Here is a 13,665-nt window from a genome sequence, read left to right as displayed (position 1 = left end):
TTAATGCTTAATGACGTTCAAATAACACCATTGATTCAAGATGTTCAGTGTGTGGAAACATATCCAACATTGTCACTTTTATCACTCGATATCCTAATTGGCGCGCAAGTTGACTATCCCGTGCCAATGTCGCAGGGTTGCACGAGATATAAACAATACGCTCTGGCTGTAACGCACAGATATAAGGCATTATCTCAGCGGCCCCCGCACGGGCTGGGTCCAGCAGGACTTTATCGAAGCCCTCTTTGGCCCATGATTGGCGCGATACATCTTGTTCCAAATCGTGTTGGTAAAAGGCGACATTCGTGATGCCGTTGTGCTGAGCATTGTACGCCGCCTTTGATACTAATTCTGCTAAACCCTCAATGCCTGTGACTGATCTCGCGAATTTTGCTAAAGGAAGAGTGAAGTTTCCTACCCCACAAAAGAGATCAAGAATACGGTCGGTCGGTTTAATATCAAGCCATTTTATAGCGTTATCAATCATTTGTTGATTAATTTCCGCATTAACTTGAATAAACCCTTGGGGGTTAAAGTATAAATTTAATTGATTTATACCATACCACGGCATTTCACCACTCAGCAGAGTGTGTTGCTGTCCATCGGCTAAGAAAAGTGAAACAGAATGGTTATGCGAAAACTGTTCCAATATTTTTAAGTCCGCCGCAGAAAGTGGGCGTAAGTGTCGTAATACTACCGTCACCTTGTCGTTGTCCCCCGCCACCAGTTCTACGTGACCCAGTTGTGCTACCGCATCAAGTTGAGCAAGGCACTGTTGGAGCGGCACCAGTAAGGTATTCAATTTATGCACTAAAACGGGACACTCTTTGACCGCAATAATCTCGCTACTTTTTTTACGCCGAAACCCCATGACCAACTGGCCTGCCTGATCAACGCGTAAGCTCAATCGGGTACGACGACGATAATGCCAACTCTGTCCGTGGATCACCCTATCCATTTTCTCGACACCAACAGGCTTTAATAGCCTGAGTAATGCCTCGGCTTTCGATGAATGTTGCAACGCTTCACTGATGTGTTGCTGTTGGCAGCCACCACATTGCGAATAAATAGGACAAAGTGGTTTTCTGCGTTCCGGACTGGTGTGCGTCAGCGTGATTAACTTGGCACGAATAAAATGGCGCTTGTTGTCGATCACCGCCACCTCACCAGACTCACCGGGTAGTAATCCTTCGACAAAGCAGGTCTTGCCTTGATAATGCCCAACGCCCTGACCAAATTGATCCAGACCCTCTACGCTGATGGCGAACTTTTGCCGAGTAGGCGTATTTTTTTTTGCTTTATAAAATTGCACCATCGCAATGACATCTCACTGGTTAAAAATAATATCCTAGATCGTTTCGCCGGTCAGGATGCTAACCAGCCCAGCCAAACTGCTGTTGCATCTGTTGCCACGTCTCATCCACTTTCGCCACTAAAGTCAGCGGCTGATGAGTAAAGGGATGCGTAAAAGAGAGCATTGAGGCATGTAACATTAAACGCTGACATCCAAAATGTTCTGCAGCACCACGATTTTGCTTCAGATCACCATGCGCCGTATCACCGATAATGGGATGACGTAAGTGGGACATATGTCGGCGCAGTTGATGCTTACGTCCTGTTTTTGGTTTTAGCTCAACCCAGCTATAACGACAACTGGTATAACGTCCTACTGGATAAGGCATCTCAACTTGAGCGAGCGTTTTATACTCAGTTACCGCAGATTGTGTAACCGGTTCACCCGTAGCAAACTTATCGGCAATTTTGTCGTGCTCTTCCCGTAAAGGATAGTCAATAACCCCTTCGCCCTCTAGCCAGCCACGAACAATCGCATGATAGGTTTTACTCATTTTATGCTGTTCAAAAAGTTGTGACAGCTCACGTCCAGCCTCACTGGAAAGACCAAATACCAGCACGCCTGAAGTTGGGCGGTCTAAACGATGAACGGTAAAAACGTGCTGACCAATCTGGTCGCGTAAGGTCTGCATAACAAACTGCGTTTCGTGGCGGGCTAACCAGCTACGGTGTACTAACATATTAGCCGGCTTATTGATGGCAATAAGCCACTCATCTTGATAAATAATTTCGAGCACAAATTTACCTAGGGATAAAAAGGGTAGTTACTTCAGCCATGCCTTTCCGAACTCATCTTTTTAACGCGATTAAGGCCGTATTTAACACGTAGGTGATGAGGGATGCGGGAGCTATTCTTAATATACGATTAGACCGGCGGCTAAAACACATACACATTGGGTCATCGATGGCTGATCATAGCATGTTAGTAACGATAAACGAAAAAAAGGGAGTACCGAAAGCTCGGTACTCCCTAATTTAATACGGCTTCCTACCGCTATATGCATCCTGCTAATTCATAGGATTCGACAATCCAGAAGGATGTGTCTTCCTGACTACATAATCCTATGAACTCAGCTACATTTCCTTTGTAGCTTATCCTTCTGCAGAAGATTCCCTAATGTTTAGAAAACAGCTCATCATCCTGACCCGCTATTTCCGAGCTTCACTCACTGTAAAGCGATTCCATCCTTGAGCCTATCCTTAGAACTTATAACATCCTTCTGGTTCGCTTATTTTCTCAAAGTTCTGGGGATAAACAACCAGATTATTTCAGTGTATTTCCTAACAATCTTGATTTATTGATTGTTAAAAACTTAACCAATTGATTCAAAATATAATTCATAAGATAGCTTGTTTGACTTATCGTGTGATTTAGTGATCCAGATCAATTTAATAAGATCATTCTCATTTACACCTTTACCAATAAAACAGCGTTATCGGCGAGGAGAAAGTAACTGAAGAAAATGTGTCAACGATGGGGCTAAGACCTTATATTGCTGCTGACCTAAGGTCTCCAGCACGACATGGCCAGAAATATTTTCTACAGTAATGATCGTTTCATCGTCTTCGGTTGTTGCGATAAACAGTGTCGGGCTGTGCTTTAAACGTCGTTTCATCACCAGATGTCCTAACAGATTCTGTTGTAACAACGTAAAGTCCTCTTCGTTCCACGCCTGAAGCAGAGTAATTGGCGTTCCCTCAAACGTTGCCGGCATTTCTGCAGCAAATTGTGTGGTGTAAAAAGCAACGACCGAAGGCTGCAACAGAAGATCAACCCCTTTTGCTACCCCATCCAAATTTTTCGGTAGTGTAAAAGGCTGGGGCAACCAAGTGATTTCTTGTTCGTAGGTGGCGACAAGGCAAGGAGAGTCTACGCCGAGTAACGACGTATTGCGGGGTGCACTGTGACTCGCTTGCTGCCAAAATTGACAATAACGCTGTGTAAACTCGCTAAGTTGTTGAGAGGTCTCATCTAACATTCTATTTATTACTCTGAATCAGTTACAATTACGGCCATCATCCATTTACTTGGGCACAGATGCAATGGCCGACTACGAAAACCATCCTTCCTTATCCGAACTGACGTTAGGCAAAGCAACCGCTTATATTGCCGATTATCAGCCTGACCTATTACAAGCTGTGCCGAGAAGTTTAAACCGGGATAGCCTTGCGTTAGACGAAGAAAAGCTCCCTTTTCACGGTGAAGACTTTTGGACGCTTTATGAATTATCTTGGCTCAATGATCACGGCATTCCGCAAGTCGCAATTGGTGATGTCGCTCTACCGGCCACCAGCAAAAATTTGATCGAATCAAAAAGTTTTAAGCTCTACCTTAATAGCTTCAATCAAACGCGCTTTAGCCATTGGCAAGACGTAGAGCAAACATTGGTGCGCGATTTGAGCAACTGTGCACAGGGTGATGTGCGGGTAACCCTGCATCGCTTACAGGATTTTACCGCCCAACCTATCGATGATTTTGCTGGAGAGGTGATCGATGAGCAAGCGATCACTATCGATAACTACCAATTCAACCGAGATTATCTGCGTAATGCAACGTCCGGCGATATCGTGGAAGAGACCTTAGTCAGCCACTTACTAAAATCAAACTGCTTAATCACTCAGCAGCCCGATTGGGGTTCGGTGATGATCCGCTATAAAGGTAAAAAGATTAATCGAGAAGCGTTATTACGGTATCTGCTCTCTTTCCGTCAGCATAATGAGTTCCACGAGCAGTGTGTTGAACGGATTTTTACCGATGTTATGGCACTTTGCCAACCGGAAAGCTTGACGGTTTACGCGCGTTATACACGGCGAGGAGGCTTAGATATTAACCCTTGGCGTACGAATGAGCATTTTGCTCCACATAATCGTCGACTAGCTCGACAATAATAGCATTATACTAAAAAGGGTTTGTTAATCGTTACTGTCACACCGTAGTCTGGACGTCACTCGCAGAAAGTGGAGGCTAATCGCGACACTTTCTGGAAATACACTAAGGAGCTCACTTGATTACACATGTCAGTCCGTTAGGAGCGATGGATCTGTTATCGCAACTTGAAGTCGATATGCTTAAAGATACCGCGAGCAGTGACTTGTATCATCTGTTTCGCAACTGTTCTCTGGCCGTACTCAACACCGGTAGTCAGACCGACAGTAGCGAGGCAATCCTTTCCCTTTATAAAGACTTTGAAATTAATGTGTTGCGCCGTGAACGTGGTGTAAAACTTGAATTAATTAACCCGCCACAAGCCGCATTTGTCGACGGCCACCTTATTCGCTCACTGCAAGCCAACCTATTTGCCGTTCTTCGCGATATTGTTTTCGTCACCGCACAACTAAATACCGACAAGCGTATAAAACAGCACGCCCCGACCGATTCCGTATACATCACTAACATGGTGTTTTCTTTACTGCGTAACGCTCGTGCGTTACATGTCGGCGAACTCCCCAATATGGTCGTTTGTTGGGGCGGTCACTCTATTAATCCAATTGAATATCAATATTGCCGAGAAGTGGGCAAACAGTTGGGGCTTCGCGAGCTTAACGTCTGTACCGGTTGCGGTCCGGGCGCGATGGAAGCCCCAATGAAAGGAGCCGCCGTCGGACATGCCCAGCAGCGTTACCATGAAAGTCGCTTTATCGGCATGACAGAACCGTCAATCATCGCCGCGGAGCCACCGAATCCGCTGGTGAATGAGCTGATTATCATGCCAGATATCGAAAAGCGGCTTGAAGCGTTTGTGCGTATTGCGCACGGTATCATTATTTTCCCTGGTGGCGTGGGGACAGCAGAAGAGTTACTGTATTTGCTGGGTATCATGATGCATCCAAACAATGATCAGCAAGTCTTGCCGCTTGTACTCACTGGCCCCAAAGAGAGTGAAGACTACTTCACCATGTTAGATGAATTTATTCGTCATACGCTGGGTGAAGCCGCAACGAAGCACTATCGCATTATTATCGGTGATGCTCCAGAAGTTGCTCGGGTCATGAAAGAGGCTATGCCCGCGGTGAAACAGTACCGTCGCGATACCGGTGATGCCTACAGTTTTAACTGGTCATTACATATCGATAGCGATCTTCAACACCCGTTCTACCCTTCTCATGAAAACATGGCGAGCTTAAAATTATTTAAAGATCAGCCGGTCGAAAAATTAGCGGCAGACTTACGGCGGATGTTCTCAGGTATTGTCGCGGGGAATGTCAAAGAAGTCGGTATCCGCGAAATCACACAACATGGCCCATATTTGATTAATGGTGACAGTGACATCATGGCAAGAATGGATGAGATGCTACAAGGTTTTGTCTCGCAACAGCGCATGAAACTTCCTGGTAGTGCTTACGTTCCCTGCTATAAAATTATCCGCTAACTCAAAAGGCTACGCTACCGGCGTAGCCTCAGAGATTTTAAAATTAATGACTTACCATCTGTTGATTATTGACGCGCTGAATTTAATTCGGCGTTTACACGCGGTACAAGGCAGTCAATGCTTATCCGGTTGTCTTTCTGCGGCCAAGCAGCTTCTCCATCATAGCCAACCGACACATGTTGTCGCCGTCTTTGATCATCCAGATAGAAAGAGCGGCTGGCGACATCAATACTTTCCTGACTATAAAGCAGGACGCAGCGCGATGCCGGAAGACCTCGCACAACAACTTCCTCACATTGAAGCCGCACTGGCCGATTTAGGAATTCAAAGTTGGACGTCGCCTGACGAAGAAGCCGATGATCTCGCTGCGACTTTGGCTGCAAAAATGGCTCACGCTGGCCATCAAGTAACACTGGTCTCTACCGATAAAGGCTACTGCCAGTTACTTTCGCCACGGATCCAGATCCGCGATTATTTTCAAAAACGTTGGTTAGATGTTCCCTTTATTCAACAAGAATATGGGGTTCTTGCCTCACAACTTGTGGATTATTGGGGATTGTGTGGAATAGCGAGCAGTAAGATCCCGGGCGTTCCAGGAATAGGTCAGAAAAGTGCCCAAGCACTGATCGCCCAATATGGGCAGTTAGAGCAGATCTATCAGAACCGCGATGCGATTCCTGCTAAGTGGCAAGCAAAACTTGATGCGGGACGCGAGTTGGCATTTATAAGCCGCCAACTCGCTCAACTTAAAACTGACCTTATCCTTAGCGGTAATTTACGCCAGTTACGTTACCTCCCGCCAGCGGGAGGTTAGCGTTCGTCTAACCGTCCTGCCCAAGCACTCCAAATCCGGCGGACATGGACGGTGACTTCTTCACGATCATGGTAAAGATGACGCGCACGAATTTGGATGTTGATCCCTTGCTCAGAAAGGGTCGTTTCCATCAACGCCAAAATTTGTGTCACCTCTTCATAACGCTTTTTCATCGGTAACTTTAAGTTAAAAATCGCTTCGCGACACCACCCCTGAGCCAGCCAACGCATCATGAGATGAGCCACTTTAATCGGCTTTTCAACCATGTCACAGACTAACCAACTAATGTTATTACGCGGCGGTTGGAAACGGAAACCATCTTCTTGCAGATGTGTGACCTGCCCGGTATCCATCAATGACGGTGCCATAGGGCCATTATCTACGGCATACACCATCATTGATCGTTTAACCAACTGATAAGTCCATCCTCCCGGACAAGCGCCTAAATCAACAGCGTACATCCCACTGGCTAATCGTTCTTCCCACTCATCTTCAGGAATGAATACATGGAAAGCCTCTTCCAATTTTAACGTCGAGCGACTCGGTGCGTCGGAGGGAAATTTTAATCGCGGGATCCCCATAAATAACGCTGAGTTGTTATTGGAATACGAGTAACCCACATAGCAGGTACCCGGTGCGATAAAGAACACATGGATAACCGGTCGTTTGGCACTTTCGTAATTAAGGAGTAATCCCTCTTGGCGTAAGGCAGCACGCAGAGGTACGGTAAATTTACGACAGAATTTCAGAAGCTCTTTTGCTTCGTTTGTGTCGGGCACTTCAACACGAATATCTCCCGCCTTTTCAACTACGCCCGTTAGCATACCGACAATCGGCGTGATCCTATCCTCTGGGGGAAGATTTTTTAGTAACTCACCCACCACACACAATTGACGGGCGAAGATAAGACTGTCGAAAGGTAACTCACGCACCAGTCGATCCGCATCTTCATATTGATAGCATTCGTATAAGACATAGCCAGAATTATCTTTCACTCGTGCAAAACCAAACACATTGTGTTCTGCGGCTTTCGCCGAAATTTCTGCCGCACACTCTTTCTCGAAACCTTGTCGGCAATACAGTAATACTTTATTCATGGCGACTCGCCCTATTTCTCAGACGCAGTGCGCCAATTAACATCAATAACCAACCAATCAGAAAAAACATTCCCCCGATTGGCGTAATAAACACAAGAAAATGAAGATGGGATAGCGCAAGGCTGTATAAGCTACCGCTAAATAGAACAATCCCTAACGCTATGCTCGCTGTACTCCAATAAAACCAGATATTGCAGCGAGTCTGCATTGCCGTACCCAACCCCAATATCGCTAAGGTGTGCCAAGCCTGATACTGGAGACCTGTATGAATCCAAGCCAGTTGCTCACTGCTTAACATATGGCTTAGCACATGTGCACCAAAAGCCCCGAATGCCACCAGGAAAAAGCCACTGATCGCAACAAAAATATAGATCATTCGACTACTCATCTTAAGCCCTCTTTAAGCCCTCACCCTAATCGGTCAGGCCTTTATGCTGTCTTGCTCGCGGGATGCGGTATCAATAATCCATTGACGAAAGGCGGCTATTTTACCGAGTTCTGCCTGACTGTCATGGTAAACCAAATAAAAAGCATTTTTACTTGATAATACCTCGTTAAACGGACAGACCAAACGGCCAGAACTGAGCTCGCTTTGCACCATAACGTTATTCGCTAAAGCAATCCCTTGGCCATGAATAGCCGCTTGGAGCACCATCGCACTGTGACTAAAGATCGGCCCCTGCTGCACATTGATATGGGGTAACCCGACTTGTCTTACCCAGCTTTGCCAATCACGACGCGAAGCGTCATGCAGTAATGTCACGTGCTCTAAATCTGCGGGGGATTGTAACGGACGCTCGCCGGTAAGCAATACCGGTGAACAGACAGGTAATAAATATTCCGCATATAATTTTTCAACCCGTAATCCCGGCCAGTTTCCTCTGCCATAAAAGATTGCGATATCGACATCATCGGCCAACTTATCTTCTTCACGGTCAACCGCTTGGATACGGACATCAATCCCAGGATGTTGTTGGTTAAAGCTGGTCAATCGTGGTACCAACCACTGAATAGCGAAACTAGGAAGTAAGCTAACCGTCAGTGCACCTTTGGCACTGCGCGCCTGTAATTTACGGGTGGCATCATTTAAGGCGGAGAAGATCTCTTTAATATCGAGATAGTAACTTTGCCCCTCTTCGGTCAATAACAAAGAGCGATTACGTCGACGAAAAAGTTTAAGGCCTAGAAAATCTTCTAACCCTTTAATTTGATGACTCACTGCTGCCTGCGTGACAAATAACTCTTCGGCAGCACGGGTAAAACTTAAGTGACGAGCGGCAGCGTCAAAGACTTTGAGTGCGTTAAGAGGAGGAAGACGTTTTGACATAACCTAGGGTGCTCGATTTGCGGATAGCAAGCTGCTACCTCAGCATTAGTTTTTATAATGTGAAGCATTATAATTTGTCCATTGTGTAACTTCCACTAAATACCTATAGTTGCGCCCACTTCCGACGGTAGTCTTTTAATGAGTGAGACATTTATTAAAAGCGGCTCTAGGTGGTGATGTTGTGTTTGCATTTGACTCGGAAGTTTCGAGTCCATAATTTCCTGTGATATACACCCTGTCTGTCCATAGTATATTTTTTATAACACCGCTTATGCGGTGTTTTTTTTTGCCTATACCTATGCGCGGTCTTCTAGGATTACCGATATCGGAGTGGGAAATATGCCAATCGTTTGCGTTAGCATGGATAGATTTAATTCATGCTAAAAAGGTCGGGATAGGAAGAGAGAGGAGATACTGGCTCTGTAAAAAAGCCAGTATCAAAACGTCATTATTGGCCGATTTCTGTCAGATCTTTCACATCTGAACGGTTAATCTGTTGTTTGACACCTGTACCGTCTTTGTAAACAATAAGTCCGGTGTCTTCATCAATTGCCGGTTTACCTTGAGTCACAATCGTCTGGCCATCATTAGTATGCATAACGTAATTACTCGAACAGCCCGCAAGGGTAAACACGACTCCACCAACCGCTAATACAGCTAAAAGATGTTTTTTCATTTATTATCTCCATATCGTATATCTTCAGACACTCTAGCGCTGATTATTTTTTAGTTCGTATTAATACCATAGGCCAAGCGGTAAAATTTGCCACGGGTAGAGATTAAAAAAAGGGCTGTCACACATACTATGAGAAAATTCTCTCCTGAAGGGTTCCGTCACCAGTTCCCGGCACTTCGTGAATCGAAGTGCTACCTTGATAGCGCAGCAACCAGTCTGTGCCCACAAACCGTTATTGACGCAACTCACCAGTTTTACCAAACGGGAGGCAGCGTTCATCGCAGCCACTATTTGCAAGCCAAACAGCTCACTGAACGTTACGAAGCCTGTCGTCAGCAAGTGGCTGAGCTGATTAATGCCCCGCAAGCTGAGCAGATTATCTGGACACGGGGTAGCACTGAATCGATTAATTTAGTTGCCCAATCTTGGCTTCAGCCTTTACTGCATCCCGGCGATGAAATTATTGTCAGCGAGTTAGAGCACCATGCCAATCTTTTACCTTGGTTGATGCTGGCCGAGAAAACCGGCGCCAAAGTGGTGCGTTGGCCAATCACGGCACACGGGGAACTGGCTGTCGATGATTTAGCCCCCCTTCTCACACCACGTACACGGCTACTGGCTGTCACGCAGATGTCAAATGTGACTGGTTATAGGCCCCCCTTGGCCGCAATAATTCACCAAGCACATAAGGCCGGGGTCGCGGTAGTGATCGATGGTGCACAAGGCATCGTGCACCAGCCTACGGATGTGCAACAGCTGGATGCTGACTTTTATCTCTTTTCCGCCCACAAATTATATGGGCCAACCGGTATCGGGATACTCTACGCGCGCAGTGATCGTTTAGCACAAATGCGTCCGGTGCAAGGAGGAGGAAAGATGATTACTCATGTTGATTTTAACGGTTATCGCTTGCAACAGGCTCCTTGGTGTTTTGAGCCCGGAACACCGAATACCGCCGGTGTTATAGGTCTGAGCAGCGCCCTCGACTTTCATCGCGCCATCGATTGGCAAGCCGCTGAAGCCTGGACCTGTCAACTTGCTGAACATGCCGTGAAACAATTAGCCCAACTGCCCGGTATTAAACTTTTCCACGCACCCGGCTCACCGATTATCTCTTTTGTTTTTGAGCAACTCCATAGTCATGATCTTTTCAGTCTAATCAACGAATACAACGTCGCATTACGGGTCGGACAACATTGTGCCCAACCTTTAATGCAAGCATTAGGGGTAAGTGGTACGCTTAGAGCCTCATTCGCCGCCTATAATGCTTACGATGATGTAGAGCAATTAGTGCGCGCCGTAACTTCTGCTTATCAATTGTTAACCGAAGAAGAGTAAGGCCCGAAATCATGCAGTTACCCCAGCATCCGTTTGGTACCGCGATCACGCTTAAAGATATCGCAAAATCGCTGAATAAAAGCCCTCATTGGGAAGATCGCTACCGTGAATTGATTCGACTAAGCCGTAAAATGCCAACGTTACCGGAAGCGTGGCGTACCACTGACAATGAGATTTTTGGGTGTGAGAATCGTGTATGGCTGGCTTATACCCTTACGCCACAAGGTAATTTTCATTTTGTATTGGAAAGTGAAAGCCGGATTGTAAAAGGGTTATTGGCGATTTTATTGAGTCAATGTGAAGGGCAGCCGCCGCAGAACATCGCCGATGTCGATCTGTTAGCGATATTTGGCCAACTGGGGTTAGCGCAACATCTGTCTACAACTCGCAATAGTGGTTTACGTGCGGTCGCTGAAGCCATCAACAATGCGGCACGCGCCGCATTGCATCACGATCAATGAGGCAGTTGTCGCTGTTTACGCGCAATAAATTTTTTCAGTGCATGGGAAACCGCAACAAAACCAAAGGAAGCAGTGACCATAGTCACTGCACCGAATCCCGAAGCACAGTCCATACGTTTCGGGCCTTCCGCTGTTGCCCGTGCATGACAGACTGAGCCATCAGCTTGGGGGTAACGCAGCGCTTCCGTCGAAAAAACACAGTCGATGCCCAGTTTTCCTTTACTGTTTTTAACGATATTAAAATCGCTTTTTAATCGCTCTCGTAACTTAGCCGCTAAAGGGTCTTGAATCGTTTTGGCTAAATCCACCACAGAGATCTGCGTAGGATCGAGCTGACCACCAGCTCCCCCTACCGTGATAACCGGGATTTTGTAACGTCGACAATAGGCTAACAGTGCCGCTTTCGGGCGGATGGCATCAATCGCATCAATCACATAGTCGAACGATTGATGTAAATACTCGGCAACGTTTTCCGGCGTAATGAAATCGTCGATGCAGGTCACCTGACATTCTGGGTTGATAGCCCGAATTCGTTCAGCCATCACCTCGATTTTCTGACTGCCCACCGTTTCTTTCAACGCATGTAGCTGACGATTCGTGTTGGTAACACAAACATCATCCATATCCACAAGCGTTATATGGCCAATTCCTGTTCGAGCGAGGGCCTCAGCGGCCCACGACCCAACCCCGCCAATACCAATGACACAAAAATGGGCTTGAGAGAAAAAATAAGCGGCCTGTCGACCATACAGTCGTTCAATACCGGAAAAACGTTGCTGCCATGCTTCTGTCATCGTAATTCAACTCTTAACATAAAAAACGCCCTATTCTCTTACTGACCAAAGACTGGATTCGCCGAATAGAGCCCCGTTCCCGGTGCTGACTTTAAGATCCAAACTCTACCGTAGTGGTTATAGAACCCTGCCAGATGGGCGGCTTCATCACCAATACCTTGATAGATGTCGAAGTGTTGCCCTTTAATGGCTCCCCCCACATCCAATGCAACCATTAGGCGTAACTGATATTTACCGTTAAATTTGCCTTTTTCGTTCAGTTGAGGAACCTCAGCCAGCAATACTGACCCTGGTGGTATCAATGAACGATCAGCGGCGACGGAGGCCTTCGCTACCAGAGGAACCGCACTCGCACCACGTACGGGCGTAAAAGGTTCGGGTTTGAAGAAGACAAATGAGTCATTGGTTTCTAACAGTTGCCTGACTTCAGCGTAAGAATGATTGTTGGCCCAGTCACGAATTGCCTGCATCGACATGTCTTCACGCTTGACTTCACCTCGATCAATCAGCTCTTTGCCAATACTGTGATAGGCCCAGCCATTTTTTCCACCATAACCGAAGAATGTGAGTGGCCTTCCGTCGCCATAATCAACATAGCCGCTGCCTTGTACATCCATCATAAAGTTATCGATTAACGAATTACTCCATGCGATAACATAGCGAGAATCCACCGCCCCATTATAGATGTCAGCGCGACGCGGCAGTTTATAGCGACCATGTTTAGGCGGCATCCGATAAATCGGGTATTGGAACTCACCTTGGCGCGTGTAGCGAGCCTGGATCACTGGGGTATAATAGCCGGTAAATTGCACATTGCCGTAATCATCAGCCCCTTCCATTTGCCACGCTTCAATCCCATAATTACGAAGCTGACGGGTATCCCCCCCTGCATTCAACCAACTTTGAATGGCATTAAAGGTACTTTGCTGGCGCTGATAAAGGCGTGATGAAGCCCCTTGTATTTGCTGAACCTGATAGACAAAATCACCGCCATTAACCGGTGCACCAATCGCATTGGGCTGGTTACGCAAGGCAAATTCCGACGTAATTTTGCCATCTTTATATTGTTGGCCCCGGTCTGTCGGCTTCGATGAGCATCCAGAGAGTAGTATCGCGACCAATGAGCCTGTTACGGCTAATTTCAGTAATGGGAATTTCATGAGTCTCTCTTATCGCTCAATATCTGTTGGCGAAGATAGCAGAGCACCTAATAGATTAAAACTGGAAAGCGTCGTCACCGCAAAAATTGACTAAAAAAAGGGCTTTACGAGTAATAATCAACCAGAAATAGACTTTTTTTCGGTTTATTGAAAATTTAAGGTTGCAAAGATCGGCGTAATCCGTATAGTGCGCATCCACGGACGCGGGGTGGAGCAGCCTGGTAGCTCGTCGGGCTCATAACCCGAAGGTCGTCGGTTCAAATCCGGCCCCCGCA

General features: G+C 46.4%; 14 protein-coding genes and 1 tRNA gene. 6 read left to right on the top strand and 9 right to left on the bottom strand.

Features of this window, described 5'->3' with window-relative positions; all coding sequences use genetic code 11:
• Nucleotides 1-7: 7 nt before the first annotated feature.
• The 3 genes from rlmD to syd all read right to left on the bottom strand — a co-directional run bounded on the left by rlmD (nucleotide 8) and on the right by syd (nucleotide 3,332).
• Complete coding sequence (rlmD, locus tag HGT73_RS11310) at nucleotides 8-1,315, bottom strand: 23S rRNA (uracil(1939)-C(5))-methyltransferase RlmD (RefSeq protein ID WP_214215062.1); 1,308 nt, start codon at nucleotides 1,313-1,315, stop codon at nucleotides 8-10.
• Nucleotides 1,316-1,373: 58 nt separating this feature from the next.
• Nucleotides 1,374-2,090 carry a tRNA pseudouridine(65) synthase TruC gene (truC, locus tag HGT73_RS11305; protein ID WP_214215055.1) on the bottom strand — a complete coding sequence of 239 codons (717 nt, stop codon included), beginning with the start codon at nucleotides 2,088-2,090 and terminating at the stop codon, nucleotides 1,374-1,376.
• A gap of 696 nt (nucleotides 2,091-2,786) precedes the next feature.
• Nucleotides 2,787-3,332, bottom strand: coding sequence for a SecY-interacting protein (syd, locus tag HGT73_RS11300; RefSeq protein ID WP_214215054.1), 546 nt, complete (start codon nucleotides 3,330-3,332; stop codon nucleotides 2,787-2,789).
• Nucleotides 3,333-3,396: 64 nt separating this feature from the next.
• Between syd and queF the strand changes: the two genes are divergently transcribed.
• The 3 genes from queF (at nucleotide 3,397) to xni (ending at nucleotide 6,537) form a co-directional block, all read left to right on the top strand.
• Complete coding sequence (gene queF / locus HGT73_RS11295) at nucleotides 3,397-4,242, top strand: NADPH-dependent 7-cyano-7-deazaguanine reductase QueF (protein ID WP_214215053.1); 846 nt, start codon at nucleotides 3,397-3,399, stop codon at nucleotides 4,240-4,242.
• Between the two features lie 116 nt (nucleotides 4,243-4,358).
• On the top strand, nucleotides 4,359-5,723 hold the full coding sequence (gene ppnN, locus HGT73_RS11290; RefSeq protein ID WP_214215052.1) for a nucleotide 5'-monophosphate nucleosidase PpnN: 1,365 nt from the start codon (nucleotides 4,359-4,361) through the stop codon (nucleotides 5,721-5,723).
• 46 nt (nucleotides 5,724-5,769) lie between these two features.
• Complete coding sequence (gene xni, locus HGT73_RS11285) at nucleotides 5,770-6,537, top strand: flap endonuclease Xni (RefSeq protein WP_214215051.1); 768 nt, start codon at nucleotides 5,770-5,772, stop codon at nucleotides 6,535-6,537.
• Here the strand turns inward: xni and rlmM are convergent.
• The 4 genes from rlmM to HGT73_RS11265 all read right to left on the bottom strand — a co-directional run bounded on the left by rlmM (nucleotide 6,534) and on the right by HGT73_RS11265 (nucleotide 9,637).
• The gene (gene rlmM / locus HGT73_RS11280; protein WP_214215045.1) at nucleotides 6,534-7,634 is read right to left on the bottom strand and encodes a 23S rRNA (cytidine(2498)-2'-O)-methyltransferase RlmM; all 1,101 of its coding nucleotides are present in this window, start codon (nucleotides 7,632-7,634) and stop codon (nucleotides 6,534-6,536) included. The two genes, xni and rlmM, sit on opposite strands and share 4 nt — an antisense overlap.
• Nucleotides 7,627-8,022, bottom strand: coding sequence for a DUF423 domain-containing protein (locus tag HGT73_RS11275; RefSeq protein WP_214215043.1), 396 nt, complete (start codon nucleotides 8,020-8,022; stop codon nucleotides 7,627-7,629). Before HGT73_RS11275 ends, rlmM begins: the two co-directional genes overlap by 8 nt.
• 33 nt (nucleotides 8,023-8,055) lie before the next feature.
• The gene (locus HGT73_RS11270; protein WP_214215041.1) at nucleotides 8,056-8,961 is read right to left on the bottom strand and encodes a transcriptional regulator GcvA; all 906 of its coding nucleotides are present in this window, start codon (nucleotides 8,959-8,961) and stop codon (nucleotides 8,056-8,058) included.
• A gap of 448 nt (nucleotides 8,962-9,409) precedes the next feature.
• A complete protein-coding gene (locus HGT73_RS11265; RefSeq protein WP_214215037.1) occupies nucleotides 9,410-9,637 on the bottom strand; it encodes a YgdI/YgdR family lipoprotein in 228 nt (75 codons plus the stop codon).
• A gap of 129 nt (nucleotides 9,638-9,766) precedes the next feature.
• Here HGT73_RS11265 and csdA point away from each other — a divergent pair, with 129 nt between their 5' ends.
• Nucleotides 9,767-10,975, top strand: coding sequence for a cysteine desulfurase CsdA (csdA, locus tag HGT73_RS11260; protein ID WP_214215035.1), 1,209 nt, complete (start codon nucleotides 9,767-9,769; stop codon nucleotides 10,973-10,975).
• An 11-nt stretch (nucleotides 10,976-10,986) separates the two neighbouring features.
• Complete coding sequence (gene csdE / locus HGT73_RS11255) at nucleotides 10,987-11,436, top strand: cysteine desulfurase sulfur acceptor subunit CsdE (protein ID WP_214215033.1); 450 nt, start codon at nucleotides 10,987-10,989, stop codon at nucleotides 11,434-11,436.
• On the opposite strand, the gene tcdA is transcribed toward csdE, so the two are convergent.
• Nucleotides 11,430-12,230, bottom strand: coding sequence for a tRNA cyclic N6-threonylcarbamoyladenosine(37) synthase TcdA (tcdA, locus tag HGT73_RS11250; RefSeq protein WP_214215031.1), 801 nt, complete (start codon nucleotides 12,228-12,230; stop codon nucleotides 11,430-11,432). The two genes, csdE and tcdA, sit on opposite strands and share 7 nt — an antisense overlap.
• A gap of 38 nt (nucleotides 12,231-12,268) precedes the next feature.
• Complete coding sequence (mltA, locus tag HGT73_RS11245) at nucleotides 12,269-13,390, bottom strand: murein transglycosylase A (protein WP_214215029.1); 1,122 nt, start codon at nucleotides 13,388-13,390, stop codon at nucleotides 12,269-12,271.
• A 202-nt stretch (nucleotides 13,391-13,592) separates the two neighbouring features.
• Between mltA and HGT73_RS11240 the strand changes: the two genes are divergently transcribed.
• Nucleotides 13,593-13,665: transfer RNA gene (locus HGT73_RS11240), tRNA-Met, on the top strand.

This window comes from Rosenbergiella australiborealis (assembly GCF_018494035.1).
In the GTDB taxonomy this organism is placed as follows: Bacteria; Pseudomonadota; Gammaproteobacteria; order Enterobacterales; family Enterobacteriaceae; genus Rosenbergiella; species Rosenbergiella australiborealis.
The sequence above is the reverse complement of the archived record's forward strand: the minus strand, read 5'-3'. Positions and strand labels throughout refer to the sequence as shown.

Bases quoted from the DNA above. Each gene is read 5' to 3' on its own strand.
- HGT73_RS11265 (WP_214215037.1), bottom strand. From the start codon at position 9,637: ATGAAAAAACATCTTTTAGCTGTATTAGCGGTTGGTGGAGTCGTGTTT.
- rlmM (WP_214215045.1), bottom strand. From the start codon at position 7,634: ATGAATAAAGTATTACTGTATTGCCGACAAGGTTTCGAGAAAGAGTGT.
- queF (WP_214215053.1), top strand. From the start codon at position 3,397: ATGGCCGACTACGAAAACCATCCTTCCTTATCCGAACTGACGTTAGGC.
- syd (WP_214215054.1), bottom strand. From the start codon at position 3,332: ATGTTAGATGAGACCTCTCAACAACTTAGCGAGTTTACACAGCGTTAT.
- HGT73_RS11275 (WP_214215043.1), bottom strand. From the start codon at position 8,022: ATGAGTAGTCGAATGATCTATATTTTTGTTGCGATCAGTGGCTTTTTC.
- mltA (WP_214215029.1), bottom strand. From the start codon at position 13,390: ATGAAATTCCCATTACTGAAATTAGCCGTAACAGGCTCATTGGTCGCG.
- tcdA (WP_214215031.1), bottom strand. From the start codon at position 12,230: ATGACAGAAGCATGGCAGCAACGTTTTTCCGGTATTGAACGACTGTAT.
- xni (WP_214215051.1), top strand. From the start codon at position 5,770: ATGACTTACCATCTGTTGATTATTGACGCGCTGAATTTAATTCGGCGT.
- csdA (WP_214215035.1), top strand. From the start codon at position 9,767: ATGAGAAAATTCTCTCCTGAAGGGTTCCGTCACCAGTTCCCGGCACTT.
- csdE (WP_214215033.1), top strand. From the start codon at position 10,987: ATGCAGTTACCCCAGCATCCGTTTGGTACCGCGATCACGCTTAAAGAT.
- rlmD (WP_214215062.1), bottom strand. From the start codon at position 1,315: ATGGTGCAATTTTATAAAGCAAAAAAAAATACGCCTACTCGGCAAAAG.
- HGT73_RS11270 (WP_214215041.1), bottom strand. From the start codon at position 8,961: ATGTCAAAACGTCTTCCTCCTCTTAACGCACTCAAAGTCTTTGACGCT.